At 58.6% G+C, this 13,515-nt stretch carries 12 protein-coding genes and 1 pseudogene; 7 read left to right on the top strand and 6 right to left on the bottom strand.

The window, feature by feature from the left end; genetic code table 11:
* Positions 1 to 291: 291 nt before the first annotated feature.
* Complete coding sequence (locus BM348_RS21305) at positions 292 to 1,062, top strand: glycosyltransferase family 61 protein (protein ID WP_217642010.1); 771 nt, start codon at positions 292 to 294, stop codon at positions 1,060 to 1,062.
* A gap of 443 nt (positions 1,063 to 1,505) precedes the next feature.
* Here the strand turns inward: BM348_RS21305 and BM348_RS09850 are convergent, their stop codons facing one another.
* Positions 1,506 to 2,447 (bottom strand): sulfatase-like hydrolase/transferase, encoded by a 942-nt coding sequence (locus tag BM348_RS09850; RefSeq protein ID WP_217642009.1) that lies wholly within the window; start codon positions 2,445 to 2,447, stop codon positions 1,506 to 1,508.
* Between the two features lie 151 nt (positions 2,448 to 2,598).
* On the opposite strand from BM348_RS09850, the pseudogene BM348_RS09845 reads away from it, so the two are divergent.
* Together BM348_RS09845 and BM348_RS09840 are read left to right on the top strand one after the other, a co-directional pair.
* A pseudogene (locus BM348_RS09845) lies at positions 2,599 to 3,326 on the top strand (IS6 family transposase).
* 101 nt (positions 3,327 to 3,427) lie between these two features.
* Positions 3,428 to 4,879: an oligosaccharide flippase family protein gene (locus tag BM348_RS09840; RefSeq protein ID WP_092904449.1), complete on the top strand. Its 1,452-nt coding sequence runs from the start codon at positions 3,428 to 3,430 to the stop codon at positions 4,877 to 4,879.
* A gap of 171 nt (positions 4,880 to 5,050) precedes the next feature.
* Here BM348_RS09840 and BM348_RS09835 read toward each other — a convergent pair whose 3' ends face one another.
* On the bottom strand, positions 5,051 to 5,356 hold the full coding sequence (locus BM348_RS09835; RefSeq protein ID WP_092904447.1) for a transcriptional regulator: 306 nt from the start codon (positions 5,354 to 5,356) through the stop codon (positions 5,051 to 5,053).
* A gap of 208 nt (positions 5,357 to 5,564) precedes the next feature.
* Here BM348_RS09835 and BM348_RS09830 point away from each other — a divergent pair, with 208 nt between their 5' ends.
* A complete protein-coding gene (locus BM348_RS09830; protein ID WP_092904445.1) occupies positions 5,565 to 5,906 on the top strand; it encodes a hypothetical protein in 342 nt (113 codons plus the stop codon).
* On the opposite strand, the gene BM348_RS09825 is transcribed toward BM348_RS09830, so the two are convergent.
* Positions 5,900 to 6,082 carry an HVO_A0556 family zinc finger protein gene (locus BM348_RS09825; protein WP_092904443.1) on the bottom strand — a complete coding sequence of 61 codons (183 nt, stop codon included), beginning with the start codon at positions 6,080 to 6,082 and terminating at the stop codon, positions 5,900 to 5,902. The two genes, BM348_RS09830 and BM348_RS09825, sit on opposite strands and share 7 nt — an antisense overlap.
* A gap of 148 nt (positions 6,083 to 6,230) precedes the next feature.
* On the opposite strand from BM348_RS09825, the gene aglF reads away from it, so the two are divergent.
* On the top strand, positions 6,231 to 6,971 hold the full coding sequence (gene aglF, locus BM348_RS09820) for a UTP--glucose-1-phosphate uridylyltransferase AglF (protein WP_092904442.1): 741 nt from the start codon (positions 6,231 to 6,233) through the stop codon (positions 6,969 to 6,971).
* Positions 6,972 to 7,097: 126 nt separating this feature from the next.
* Positions 7,098 to 8,081: an SDR family NAD(P)-dependent oxidoreductase gene (locus BM348_RS09815; RefSeq protein ID WP_092904440.1), complete on the top strand. Its 984-nt coding sequence runs from the start codon at positions 7,098 to 7,100 to the stop codon at positions 8,079 to 8,081.
* A gap of 31 nt (positions 8,082 to 8,112) precedes the next feature.
* Here the strand turns inward: BM348_RS09815 and BM348_RS09810 are convergent, their stop codons facing one another.
* The 3 genes from BM348_RS09810 to sppA all read right to left on the bottom strand — a co-directional run bounded on the left by BM348_RS09810 (position 8,113) and on the right by sppA (position 11,321).
* The gene (locus tag BM348_RS09810) at positions 8,113 to 8,838 is read right to left on the bottom strand and encodes a diphthine--ammonia ligase (RefSeq protein ID WP_092904438.1); all 726 of its coding nucleotides are present in this window, start codon (positions 8,836 to 8,838) and stop codon (positions 8,113 to 8,115) included.
* A 53-nt stretch (positions 8,839 to 8,891) separates the two neighbouring features.
* Positions 8,892 to 10,226 carry a DUF373 family protein gene (locus tag BM348_RS09805; RefSeq protein WP_092904436.1) on the bottom strand — a complete coding sequence of 445 codons (1,335 nt, stop codon included), beginning with the start codon at positions 10,224 to 10,226 and terminating at the stop codon, positions 8,892 to 8,894.
* Positions 10,227 to 10,325: 99 nt separating this feature from the next.
* On the bottom strand, positions 10,326 to 11,321 hold the full coding sequence (gene sppA / locus BM348_RS09800; protein ID WP_092905519.1) for a signal peptide peptidase SppA: 996 nt from the start codon (positions 11,319 to 11,321) through the stop codon (positions 10,326 to 10,328).
* 377 nt (positions 11,322 to 11,698) lie between these two features.
* Here sppA and arcS point away from each other — a divergent pair, with 377 nt between their 5' ends.
* Positions 11,699 to 13,483 carry an archaeosine synthase subunit alpha gene (arcS, locus tag BM348_RS09795; protein WP_092904435.1) on the top strand — a complete coding sequence of 595 codons (1,785 nt, stop codon included), beginning with the start codon at positions 11,699 to 11,701 and terminating at the stop codon, positions 13,481 to 13,483.
* Positions 13,484 to 13,515: the final 32 nt, after the last annotated feature.

The raw sequence follows: 13,515 nt of genomic DNA, 5'->3' as shown, positions 1-13,515 counted from the left end.
AAGCATGTTTTACAGGAACGACTCCAACAACTTTCTCGAGATCGCCTCCATGCAGAAGGAGACTACCAAATCTATGAGTCCTGTACGAAAGAAGTACCGACCAAGAGTAGAAAAGGAATCCCTCAAGAGGGATCTCCATCCGAAACGTATTGGCCGGGCGATCGGTTCGTCTGCACCCTCACTGATACGAAAGTACTTGGCCCAGTTGGTCCAGCAGTGACAACTGATGGTCGCCTCATTGCTGAGACGGTTGGCACACCTCAATTAGCAGATCGGCGAGTTGGAGTTGCAGTGGCGAAAGCACTAGTAAATAGCCCTCGGCACGCAACTGCAACCCTTAACGGCGACGAAACACCAGACATTCAATTCGAAATGGCAACAATCCTGCTCCCACCTTGGAACAACTACTATCATTGGACAATTGAATGCCTGCCACGGATCCGCCTTCTTGAGATGTACGCAGCAGAGGAAGGTGAGTATCCAGACTTGCTAGTTCCATCCAACCGTTCGTCGTGGGTGAATGAAATGATTGACCGTGTCGACTACCAAGGTCGAGTCGTCACCTGGAACGGTGATGTGGCCCACATAGACCGCCTAGTAATTCCTTCCTTCCCCGATCCCACCCGAGAGGAATGCCAGTGGCTCCGCAATCGGATGCGTGGCGATGAAATTGCTGGGAGCAATAAGAAACATATCTATATTTCACGGACTGATGCAACAGCACGTCGGGTCGATAACATCGACGAAATTCAGCCTGTCCTCGATAGATATGGATTCGAGACGTATGTTTTGAGCGAGCTGAGTGTAGCCGAACAGATTAATTTATTCGCTAATGCGGAAGTCGTCGTTGCTCCACATGGTGCCGGATTGGCAAACATTGTCTACGCCGATGATGTCGAAGTTATCGAACTATTCGGAAACAAGAAAATTGCATCGTTTGCCCGTCTCGCAGAGATACTCGATTATGGATATATTGACCTAGACTGTGAACAACGTGGTGTGAACCTTGTGGTTGATCCAGATCGACTCGACACGGCAATCCAAAGTATAGTTGCGGAGTAACGACGAATACACTAGAGATCCTAGTCTCTCGTTGACTACATTAGCGATCTAGAAGTATAACTTAGATGTGTTTTTCAAGTGTGTAGTCCCGATCCTGAATGATTTGTTGGTTCTCGAATATATTAACACATGTCTCATCATGATTGTATCGATATCCTTGTTTTGAATGGCTCATATGCCCGAAAATAGTCGGTGTAGATGATAAGATGCTCTTCTGGTAGGTTAGCTAGCAGAAGTCGGATCGACGGAGGCTGCTGCTGGAACCACGTAACGCCATTTATCATGTGCCTATCACATTGGATCTGATCAATCACCATACTGCGTTGGGTTGCAGTACCTTGCAGTCTTTCTGAGACAGGTCGACCGGCTTGTTACGGACGGATTCCTCGAACAGTGTAATTTCCCACGGAAAGTCACCGATGTGTAGTGATTCACCAGAGCCATCACGTTTTATACCCTAACGCTTGTAACCGATCTTGTATGACATCTTCTTCGAACTCCATATTTGTACTCGGTGTTTCCTGATATGTTTCTCTGCGCTTATCAGAATCGATAATAAGCCAAGGTACTTTGAGGAGTGTATGAGTGGCTATACCCTCTGAGTGGCCCCATAACCGGTTTGCAAAGGGAAATATCCGTTCCCCAAGCATTTCACCATGATCAGAGGTGACAACAGATTTTCCATTAATATTGTCAAGAAGTGTCTCTACATGGTCTAATACACCTTCTAGACTCTCTGAATATGCTTTCCGTACTTCAGAAACAGTGATATCTCCTTGTTTAGCAGCACCCCATATCTGCACACCATCTGACGAATTGTCGAAACCAACTAGATCTACACGTTCGCGAAGTTTCTCAGCCGTAGGACCAATATAGGGACGATGTGGCTGCATAAAGTGTATTATTAATTTTTTATTTGGATAGGATTCATGTGCCTCAACAGCTGCACTCACGACTTCCTCAGGTTGGACAGTCCCGATTTCGTCGTCCCACCGGTTGAGAAGCAGTTCAACTGAATGGAAAAGATCATCATCTAGTTTGCTAGTATGTGGATTTGCGGTCACATAGACGGTGTCATGAAATTCACGTCCAACGAAATTCCCCTCCATAAACTCCCAACTCCGTTTTCCCCTTGAGGTAACTTCCTCTAGTTTCCCGTCAAGCGAGTTCTGCGATGCAAAATAATCGTAACGGCATGCATCAAGAATTATCAGATTGTCCCAATCTTCGCTCATTACATCAATTCCGTTTTCAGATTTTTTGTTGATATATTGATTATACATGGAATGGAAAGGGGATCCTGCTATCCGCCTAGATTCATATAAAAATAAGCTAGGATTTTGGATCGCACGCTTGAAATTTCCGAACGTATAATAATCTGGCATATGAATTTATATACGTATTCGACATAATATCCTTTGCGGATCGAACTAGCCTAGATCTTTAGTATCAAAGATATAATATATTTTCTCATAGGGCACTGTCTAGTTGAGTCAGTTTGAGAAGTGAGCAGGTCGTTGAGTTTCTTGTCCAAAGATGCTCGCAAACCTGCTCAGTGAGAGCTATGCGACAGATTTAGAAGAATCTTGGGAGAACGAGCGGACGGTGATGCCTGTCAGGGCATTCATCGTCCGCCTCCACGAAATAGGTTGTTCTCTTCGAGAGACAACAACTATTTTAGCTGAATTAGGCGTTGAACGGTCACATGGAGAAGTATGGAATTTGTCACATCGGCTGGCTGACAGTGGGTGCGACCCGCCGACGTCCACGAGAGCAAAGCTCTCGTGCGGCCCATCAGAACGCATCGCGTTCTGAGGACGGCGAAGCCGTCACGGGTCGCGGTTGACGAGACCGCTGTCAAGATCAACGGTGAGTGGTCTTGGCTATATGCTACAATAGACACCGAGACGAAGTTGATTCTCGATGTCGCGTTGTTTGGTCGGCATGGCACCGATCCGGCAGCTGCGTTTCTGCATCGACTCGACAAGAAATACGATCTCTCCGACACCGTATTTCTCGTCGATCAATTCGGGTATCGGACTTCCCTTGCCCGATTAGGATTGAGCGGTCGGGTCAACTACACCGAGCGAAACCTCATCGAAAAGTGGTTTCACACCCTCAAAATGCGCATCGACCGCTTCCACAACTCGTGAGTGTGCAGTCGGTCGAGCGCACGCGAATGGCTTGAACAATTCATACACTACTACAACCGACAGAGACCGCACCACGCTCTCGACGGAAAGACGCCGATCGAGGAGGTGTAGAACTAGACAGTGCCTCATCAACCAATAACTCAGTCCTAGTAGCCGTTCCAACAGATCGAAGCATTATTTTATCTCGGAAATCGATATCATATGATTGACCTATGAAGATTGGCCAAACCTCTGTTGTTTACTTCGTTTCTAGGATTTTCGCCTCCTTGTTCGGGTTCATAGCGACGATCTACTTCGCCCGATTATTGGGTGCCGAGCCGCTGGGGATCTACAATCTCGTCATCGGGGTGGTATCGTGGCTAGCAATCGCTGGGAAGATCGGAATATCAGGAGCGATCACGAAGCGAGTGAGCGAGGGAGAAGAACGAGAACAGTACGCTACTGCAGGAATCACGCTCATTGCGGTGTTATTCATAATTCTCTTGACTAGCCTCCTTTTGTTTCGTCCATACGTTAACGACTATCTAGGCCACCCCGCCACGGGATACGTAGTTCTCATCCTCTTCGTTACCCTCTCGTGGTCGATAGTCACCTCGTTGCTAACAGGACTCCACCTCGTGCATTTGGAAGGAGTTTTGTCGCCGATAAAAATTGGTGGCCAGAGTTTGTTACAGATCGGTGCCGTAGCAGCCGGACTTGGGGTCGCCGGACTGTTCATAGGACACATCGCGGGTTTAGTACTCGTCACCGCACTCGGGGGTATGTACGCGTTCAGTCGCTTTAAAAAAATCCAACTTCCTCAAAAGTACCACTATCGGAGTCTGTTCAACTACGCTAAGTTCGCCTGGCTTGGGAATCTCGAGTCTCGGATGTTCAACTACACCGATGTCGTCGTGTTGGGCTTTTTCGTTCCATCGGCGTTGATTGGCATCTACTCGATCGCATGGAATATCGCAATGTTCCTTATCCTTTTTAGTGGCTCTATCAGTACCACGCTCTTCCCCGAGATGAGCAAACAATCAGTGAACGAAGACTCACAATCTATTGCTAACCTTCTCGAGGACGCGCTCTCGTACGCCGGTCTTCTGTTGATCCCTGGACTGATTGGTGGGCTAATTCTCGGCGAGCGAATCCTCAGAATATACGGTGATGAGTTTACTCAGGGAACGGCCGTCCTTGGGATATTGATAATCTCTGCGCTAGTTCGTGCCTACCAGAAGCAACTCCTCAATACACTCAATGCTATCGACCGCCCAGACCTTTCGTTCCGCGCCAACGCCTTGTTTGTCGTCGTCAACCTCTCGCTCAACGTCGCCCTGATCTATTTGTACGGATGGATCGGCGCGGCCGTTGCAACGGTGTTGTCGGTAGCAGTTAGCCTCGTCGTAGCCCACTGCTACCTCAAATCGCTCGTTGAGTATACGATTCCGTACGCTGAAATCGCCAACCAATGGTTTGCAGCCATCATCATGGGCGTAATCGTCTACGCAGGACTTCAGTTCGAAAACACACACACCGTACTCGGACACAATGCTGCGACGGTCGTATTGCTAGTCGGGGTCGGTGCTAGCGTGTACTTTGCGACGCTACTGGTGATTTCGTCGCAGTTTCGGACTACTGTCAATCGGAACGTACCATTCGATATCCCACTGGCGCACAACTGACGACAAGAAGGATATTCGATTCTGGAAGTCGGTGACCGATCAACTTCAAAATCGCCTCTTGAAACCTTGCCAACGTGACGTAGTCACTATTCAAATTAGAGTTTGAAGGAACGAGGTGGTAGAATTCGTTAAATTACGGGAAGACATTGTTCGAGAGCAATCAAACCGAGGTCAATGGTCCTTCTCGAGGTCAGCCACATATAGTTCCGCTTCTAAATACGCGATCCCTTTGTCCGTGATCCGGTAGTAGCCTCGTTTTTCGTCGGTCTTCTCGAGCAGGGATGCGTCACTGAGGACGTTCATACGGCGAGACAACGTATTTTGACTCCGATCGAGGACACCGAGGTCTTCGACGGGATTGTACCAGACTGTGGTTGGAGGAAACGAGATCCGATGGCCCGTATCGGTCTCTAGCTCCTGTAGGTACTCGAGAATCGCATCATCAACTTCCTTCATCCACGATACGCGGGGCCGCATACCCCCGAACTCCTCTGAAAGTCGATTAACTGCACCGAATCGCACCATGATTGAGAGATATAACTCAAATACAGGACATGATCAATAATTCCAAGATAAACAACTATTGATCGAGGTTTTACTCATACAGAAAACAACAATACCACCAAACGAATCACAGGAGAGCAATTCCTCCACTGGACGGCCCGAAATGAGAACATGGGATAATGTGAATGAAGATCAGACACCAACTACTATCGGTCTCACACCCCGCACTCGAGTCGAGGCGATCGACCGACTCGCACGGCACTCACTCGCACGCGCAGAACACGACGACCTCGAGGACGACACCGCGACCCGACTACGCGAACAGGCGCTCGAGATCCGCGCCGAGGTCGAGATCACTCGAGAGATCCTTTCGAACGGCGACGGAATGGAGGTTTGGCGTCGGAACGACGACGATGCTCGAACCGTAGCGCTCGCCGCCGTCGTTCGCTCACCGAAAAGCAGTCCACTAATCAAAATTCTATTAAACAGAAAAATACCTCGAGAGATCGCCTCGAGTTACTGACGAGAACCGCCCCAAACTTGCATCGCGGGCGTTCCACACGTCTCACAGACCGCAGCATCGTTCCCTCGATACGACTCGAGGACGAGCGTTCCATCCGCGCAGTACTGGCACCTGCTCGAGGCGAGCTGTTCGAGGGCGTCCGTTTCGGTTCGCGTCTGCTCGAGACTGGCACTCATATATCGAGTGAGTGCGAGAGCTGAGAGAAATACTTTCTGGCTGAAATGCCACGGAGACCCGCCGGAAAGAATCGAGCGGCACCGCCGGGACCGGGTTCGACCCCGATCTCTCACAAACTATTTGTCCCACCGGCGGAACATTCGGGGTATGCAATCTGTCGTGCTCGCCGCAGGCAAAGGCACGCGCCTTCGGCCGCTGACGGAAGACAAACCGAAGGTTCTCGTGGAGGTCGACGACAAACCGCTCATCGAGGACGTCTTCGACAACCTCCTCGAGATCGGCGTCGACGAGTTCGTCGTCGTCGTCGGCTACATGAAAGAGAAGATCATCGAGCGCTACGGCGACGAGTACCGGGGCGTGCCGATCACCTACGCCCACCAGCGCGAGCAGCTGGGGCTGGCCCACGCGATCCTCCAGGCCGAACCCCACATCGACGACGACTTCGTCTTGATGCTCGGGGACAATATCTTCCGCGGGAACTTAGGCGACGTGATCAACCGCCAGCGCGAGGACCGCGCCGACGCCGCGTTCCTCGTCGAGGAGGTGCCCTGGGAGGAGGCCTCCCGCTACGGCGTCCTCGACACAAACGAGTACGGCGAGGTCGTCGAAGTCGTGGAAAAGCCCGACGACCCACCATCGAACCTCGTGATGACCGGCTTCTACACGTTCACCCCGGCGATCTTCCACGCCTGTCATCTGGTCCAGCCCTCCGACCGCGGCGAGTACGAACTGCCGGACGCGATCGACTTGCTGATCCAGTCCGGACGCACTATCGACGCGCTCCGAATGGACGGCTGGCGGATCGACGTGGGCTACCCCGAGGACCGGGAGCGAGCCGAAGAGCGGATTACAGAAGAACCCGACGTCGTCGCCGAGACCACCGACTGAGATCGCAGAATGTGTCGAGAGCGGCAGCCACTTACCCAAAACGTCTCTTCTGTGCTCTGATCTATTACCACTCAATAGCTGGAACGGTCCGTAAGCGACTAACCACCGCTTCGCATCTAGGTCGGTATGAACGTTCTCGTCACCGGTGGCGCGGGCTTTATCGGCTCTCACATCGCCCACCGACTGCTCGCGGAGGGGCACCACGTCGTCGTCCTCGACGTACTGGACCCGTACTACAACACGGCAATCAAAGAGCGAAACCTCAAGCTGTGCCACGAAGAAGGCGGCGATCGGTTCACTTTCGTTGAGGGCTCAATCACCGACGAAGCGCTCGTTCGGGAGGTCGTCTCGAGCAACGACGTCGAGTTCGTCTACCATCAGGCCGCACAGGCGGGGGTCAGAACGAGCGTCGAAAATCCGAAAAAGCCCCACGAGATCAACACCGGCGGCCTGCTCAACCTGCTGATCGCGGCGGACGAACACGGCGTCGAGCGGGTAGTCAACGCCTCGTCGTCGTCGGTCTACGGCGAAGTCGACTACCTCCCCTACGACGAGGACCACCAGAACGTCCCGCAGAGCCCCTACGGCGTCACGAAGCTCACAGCGGAACACTACTGCCGCGTCTGGAACGATCTCTACGACGTCAACACCGTATCGCTGCGCTACTTCACGGTCTACGGACCGCGGATGCGTCCCAACATGGCGATCACGAACTTCACCTCCCGGTGTCTCAACGGTCGCCCGCCGGTCATCTACGGCGACGGCCAGCAAACGCGGGACTTCACGTACATCGACGACGTCGTCGACGCGAACCTCTCCTTACTCGAGACGAGCGTCGCCGACGGCGAGGTGATGAACATCGGCTCGACGGGAACGATCACAATCGAAGCGCTCGCAGAACACGTGATCGATCACACGGGTGCGGACGTGGACCTCGAGTACACCGACGCGAAAGAGGCCGACGCGCGCCACACCCACGCCGACGTCTCGAAGGCCGACGAACTGATCGACTACGAGCCCTCGACGGCCATCCGCGACGGCGTCGACCAGTTCGTCGACTGGTATCGAGAGAACCGAGAGTGGTACGAACCCCTCGTGCTCGATTCCTGAGCCGAATTTCTATACCACCGCTCAAGCGCCCCTACTCGAGACTCGCCTCGGTGACGCGAATCCGGCCGCGGGTGCCGTCCCACTCGCGATCGTACTCGAGGTCGATCCGCCGGTCCATGTGCGGGGCGTCGACGACCAGCGTCTCGAACTCGCCGCCCTCTCCGAGCAGGTGGACGCCGTACTCGTCGTTGAGGTCCTCGAGGTCGGAAAGCGCGGCAGCATCGAGCGTGCGTCCGAGCCAGGACTCATCGAGGCCGTGGGCTGCGACCTGGACGATCACGATTTCGAACCCCGCCTCGAGCATCGCGTCCGCGAGCTCTCGGGGCTCTTCGCGCCACAGCGGCGCGAACAGGTCACACTCGAGTCGCTCGCACATCCCTTCGATGCGGCTCGTCTGGTACTCGCTCTCGACCGCTCCCGCGGTCAGGCCTGCGATTCCGCCGTCGAGATCGGTCGCGAGTTCCTCGAGTGCGAGTTCGAGCGGTTCGAGTTCGTCGTCTCCCTGCGCGCTCGAGTCCGCGACCGCGTCGGCGTCGAAATCGTCCGGTTCGACGTCGACCAGCGGGATCCCGACGCTCTCGGCCGCGAGCGTCGCGAGGCCGGTCTCGGGGACGTGGTACATGTACGAGTCGCCCGCCGGATGGACGGTCACCAGCCGCTCGACGGGGAGGCCACGCTCGAGCGCCTGATACAGCGCCCACGAGGAGTCTTTGCCGCCCGAAAAGAGACTGAGCCACGCGCCTACTCGATCGGTCATGCTCGAGTGTACGTCGCCGCGGGTAAATGGGTGCCGAGTGCGCGACGGCGGTGTTAGGAGCGGTCCGGCCCATCGCGGCCGTCGGTCGCGTTTCGATCTCGCGTGCGGGTGCTTGAGCCGTCGTCGGGCGATTCCGGTCCGTCGTCGCTCGCCCGGGGCGACCGCGCGCCGCCGTCAGTAAGCTCCGACTCGGAGCCGGGATCGGGGAGGTCGGCGTCGGCCGCCTGCCCGCCGTCGGATCGATCGGCGTCGGTCGTCGAGTCCGCCGTCGACTCGCTGAACGAGGCGGCGACGCGAACGCCGAGAAGGCTCACGAGGATCCCGAACAGGACGAACACCGCGAGGCGCTCGCCCGCGGTCGTCTGGAAGCTCGTTATCGTCCGCCAGCCCAGGTCGAGGGTGGGAACGGTCAGCGGGCCGATCTGGCCCTGGGTCTCGAGGAAGTACGCCGAAAAGCCCCGGACGACGAAGCTGATCGCGACGACGATAAAGGGGAGATTGAGGTACGAGGCCCGCACGGGCCGGTCGCTGATGATCTCGTCGAGCAGGCGCCCCGCGCTCGCGGTCAGCGCCGCCGTCGCCAGCCATGGAACGCCCTCGAAGGCGAACACCGCGGCCGGGATCAACACCTCCCCGCTCTGGGTCTCCTCGAGGCCGGACACGCCGAGCGCGCCGACGAAGACGCCGACGAAGGTCAGCCCCGCCGCGACGACGTAGGTGACGACCGACACCTGACCGGTGTACAGCGACTCTTTGACCTGGTGGGCGAACCCGGTCACGAGGTCGTCGATGTTGAACCCCTTGTACAGCAAGAACAGGCCGATGACGGTCGTGATCGCGGCGGCCCCTTCCGCCGGCCCGAAGGCGGTCGCGAGCATCGGGAACACGAGCAGGGTGAGCCCGATGGGGACCAGCACCGTCTGGCGCAACTCCTCGTCGGCGAGGAACTGCTTGAGCAGGTAGTACGTCGACTCGATGTCTCGAGCCTGTCGGACGACGACCCGGTCGACCGAGTCGACCTGCACGCGGCTCTCGACGATCGGAACCAGCCGCTCGTCCTCGGCGCTGTCGATGACGACCACCGCCGAGTCCGGATCGTGGTCGGCGATGAGGTCGTCGAGCTGGCGCGCGACGGCTCGATCCGCCGAGACCATCGACTCGCGCTCGCCCGAGACGACCGCCACGACGGTCTCTTCGTCTGCGTCGCGGAGGTCCTGGGCGACCCGCAGTGACTCGAGCAAACAGTTGACGCCGGAGTCCTCGGGGTCTGCGAGCCCGACGTCCGTCACGAGCGCGCGCACTGCCTCCCAGCCGACGATCGGGGACTGGAGGCCGGTCCGGCGGCCGACGTCGTCGGTCCGGTCGAGACAGATGACCAGCGTAGTCACGGTAGACGTTCGACGCCCTGTTACGATAAAACCACGCACTCGGCTGTCCGTTCGCGAGACGAGCCGCGCCGAAAAAACGCCCTCGAGGACCGGGCCGGCTCAGCTCCGGAGCCGAAAGCCCCGGTCCTCGGCGAGGCCCGAAATCCCCGCGCCGAACGCGTAGGCGACTCCGCGAGCGCCGCTTCCGACCCGTCGCATCAGCGGCTTGGGCGGCTCGAACGATTCGACCGCCACCTCGTCGACCGCCAGCCGATCCGCGAGGTCTTCCTCGAGATCCCGCCTCGTGCCGAGTTCGTCGACGAGACCCATCTCGTGGGCGTCCTCGCCGAGGTAGATCCGCGCTTCCGTCTCGCGGATCAACTCGGCGTCGAGGTCGCGACCGTCGCTCACCCGCTCGACGAACGTCTCGTAGTAGTCGTCGATCAGGCTCTGGAGGTACTCCCGTTCCTCCTCGTCCATCTCCTTGAGCGGCGTGCCGGCGTCTTTGAAGTCCCCCGCGGCGAAGCGCTCGTAGGAGAGCCCCACTTTGTCGGCCAGCCCGCTCGCGTTGACCCGGGAGCCGATGACGCCGATCGAGCCGACGATGCTCGCGTCTCGAGCCCAGAGTTCGTCACAGCCGCTGGCGATCCAGTAGCCGCCGCTGGCGCACAGATCGGTCGTGTACGCGATCGTCGGCCCGTCGAAGCGCTCGGCCGCGAGCCTGATGTCGTCGCTCGGGACGACCTCGCCGCCGGGGGTGTTCAGCTTCACCAACAGCGCCTCGACGTTGCCGTCCTCGTCCGCCCGGTCGATCTGGTCGACGATGTCGTCGGCCGGCGTCGAGCCCGGACTCGAGGGCAGCGATCTGCCACCGCCGTCGCGGCTGATCGGGCCGTCGACGGCGACTTCGGCGACGTTGTAGCCCGGAAACATCGAACCCGCGACGTTGCCGGCGATCCGGACTCCGACGGTGGCGACCGCGAGCGCCAGCAGTATCCCGAGCAGGTCCGCCAGCGAGGTCGAGAAATCGACGAACACGAAATAACCGACGAGGGCGAACGCCACCGCGCCGCCGCCGACGATCGCGAGCCGTCCAGCCTCGGTCCGACTAACCACGACAGGCACCTCGTTGCATGGCCCTACCTCCGTGTGCTTCGCTGTTAAGCGTTCACGTCTCGAGACGTTCCGCGAGAATCGCGAGGGGGTCGAACTCGGCGGCCGCTCGAGAGCGGTGTTCCCTCGAGCGCGGAGCGTGGCGGTTCCCTCGGTCGGATGGGATCCAGCCAGCGTCGACCGCCACAGCGTCGCGCCGTCGGTCGACTCGTCTGCCTCGGATCCGTCCGCGTCCGGTTCGACCGGCTCGGATGCAATACCGTCCGGGCTCGGCTGGCCCACCGCGATTCCGTCCGCAGTCACTCGAACGCCTCGAGCGACCTAGCGGGCGCGAAACCGGTATCGACAGTCTCTTTCGCGCTCCGGTACCCAGTCAGTGTATGACCGACTATTTCGAGATTCACGCGCGCGACGGGGCCGCGCGTCTCGGAGAACTCCGGCTCTCCGAGCCCGTTCGCACCCCCGGACTCGTCGACGACGTCCTCGAGGACGCCGGCTCGCTGTGGGCCGCGGACCGCGCGATGCCCGAGGGAGACGACGACGTCCTCACCGTCCTGCCCCACCGCGGGTTTCCGGGCGGGACCGACGAGGCGGTCCAGGAGTCGTTCGCCGTCGAGTACCCGGACGTCGAGTTCCCGAGCGCCGCCGTCGTCTCGAGCGAGAGCGTCGGGTTCCACGATATCCCCGGACCGGACGATCCGGCGTCAGGAGCCGACGCGTACGTCGTCTCCAACGCCCGGTCGGCGATCGGCCACGGCGCGGCGCTCGTCGAGACCGTCGTCGCCGTCCGCGAGACGATCCCGGCCGACACCGCCCTGATTTTCTCCGGCGTCGCGACGCCCCGAAACGTCGCCCTGCTGGCCTACGCCGGCGTCGACGCGTTCGACGCCTCGAGAGCGATCGTCAAGGGAACGCAGGGCAAGTACCTCACGAGCGAGGGCGAGTACTACCTCGAGGACTTAGAAGAGCTCCCGAGTCCGCTGAGCGAGGAAACCGATATCGACGCGTTCGACCGCGAGGACTGCGTCGAGCACAACGTCGCCGCCCTCGAGGCCGAACTCTCGATCGTTCGCCAGCGTATTCGGGACGGCCGACTGCGGGACTACATCGAGGGGCAGGCGCGCCACGATCAGTGGCTCACCGCGGCGATGCGCGAACTCGACGACCAGTGGGCGTACTTAGAGGAGCGAACGCCGATCCTCCGGGAGGCTGACCTCGACGCCGCGACGGGCGATACGATCCGGCGGGTGGAGATCCAGCGCTTCGCCGACCGCGTGACGACGCGGTACCGGAATCGGTTCGAGAACCCGCTCGTGCTCACCCCGTGTTCGGCGAAAAAACCCTACAGCGAGTCCAAGAGCCACGGCCGGTTCCACGACGCGATCCAGTGGCGGGCCCACCAGGTGTCGATGACCTCGCCCATCGGCGTCGTTCCCCAGGAACTCGAGACGACCTACCCGGCCCAACACTACGACAGCGTCGTCACCGGCCGCTGGACCGAGGACGAAAAACGGTTCGTCGCGTCGGTCCTCGAGCGCTACCTCGAGCGCAACGAGTACCCACGGGTCGTCGCCCACGTGCCCGACGAGGGCTATCGCGACATCGTCGAGCGCGTCGAGGACTCGCTCGACCTGGACGTCGCCTACACCGTTGGGAAGGGCGCACACCCGACCGACGAGGAGTCAATCGCCGCGCTCTCGAGCGAGCTGTCCGGCGAACTCAAGTACAGCAAGCGCGAGCGCGAGCACAACACGGTCCGGGCCATCGCCGACTACCTGCTCGGCGACGGCGCCGGCGACGACCTCTTTCCCGACATTCAGACGACCAGCAGATACCCCAAGATCCAGGTCCGCGACGACGAGGAGACCCAGCTCGCGACCATGGTTCCCAACTACGGCACCCTCTCGTTCACGCTCGAGGGCGCAAAGCAGTGGGTCGACAGCGACGCGCCGGTCAAACGGGTCGAGATCGACGACTTCGTCCCCCACGGCAGCGTGCTCGCGCCGGGGATCGTCGACGCCGACGAGGACATTCGCGTGGGCGACGAGGTCGTCGTCGAGGGCCCGAAGGCCTTCGCCGTCGGCCGCGCCGAGATGTTCGGGACGGAGATGGTCGAGAGCACGCGCGGCATCGGTGCGGAAATCCGTCACGTCGAAGAGCGATAGCTCGATCGGTCGGCAGCGTCTGCTGGCACGGT

The organism is Halostagnicola kamekurae (genome assembly GCF_900116205.1).
GTDB classification, from domain to species: Archaea; Halobacteriota; Halobacteria; order Halobacteriales; family Natrialbaceae; genus Halostagnicola; species Halostagnicola kamekurae.
The sequence above is the reverse complement of the archived record's forward strand: the minus strand, read 5'-3'. Positions and strand labels throughout refer to the sequence as shown.

Bases quoted from the DNA above. Each gene is read 5' to 3' on its own strand.
- BM348_RS09850 (WP_217642009.1), bottom strand. From the start codon at position 2,447: ATGCCAGATTATTATACGTTCGGAAATTTCAAGCGTGCGATCCAAAAT.
- BM348_RS09840 (WP_092904449.1), top strand. From the start codon at position 3,428: ATGAAGATTGGCCAAACCTCTGTTGTTTACTTCGTTTCTAGGATTTTC.
- aglF (WP_092904442.1), top strand. From the start codon at position 6,231: ATGCAATCTGTCGTGCTCGCCGCAGGCAAAGGCACGCGCCTTCGGCCG.
- BM348_RS09835 (WP_092904447.1), bottom strand. From the start codon at position 5,356: ATGCGGCCCCGCGTATCGTGGATGAAGGAAGTTGATGATGCGATTCTC.
- arcS (WP_092904435.1), top strand. From the start codon at position 11,699: ATGACCGACTATTTCGAGATTCACGCGCGCGACGGGGCCGCGCGTCTC.
- BM348_RS09825 (WP_092904443.1), bottom strand. From the start codon at position 6,082: ATGAGTGCCAGTCTCGAGCAGACGCGAACCGAAACGGACGCCCTCGAA.
- BM348_RS09810 (WP_092904438.1), bottom strand. From the start codon at position 8,838: ATGACCGATCGAGTAGGCGCGTGGCTCAGTCTCTTTTCGGGCGGCAAA.
- BM348_RS09815 (WP_092904440.1), top strand. From the start codon at position 7,098: ATGAACGTTCTCGTCACCGGTGGCGCGGGCTTTATCGGCTCTCACATC.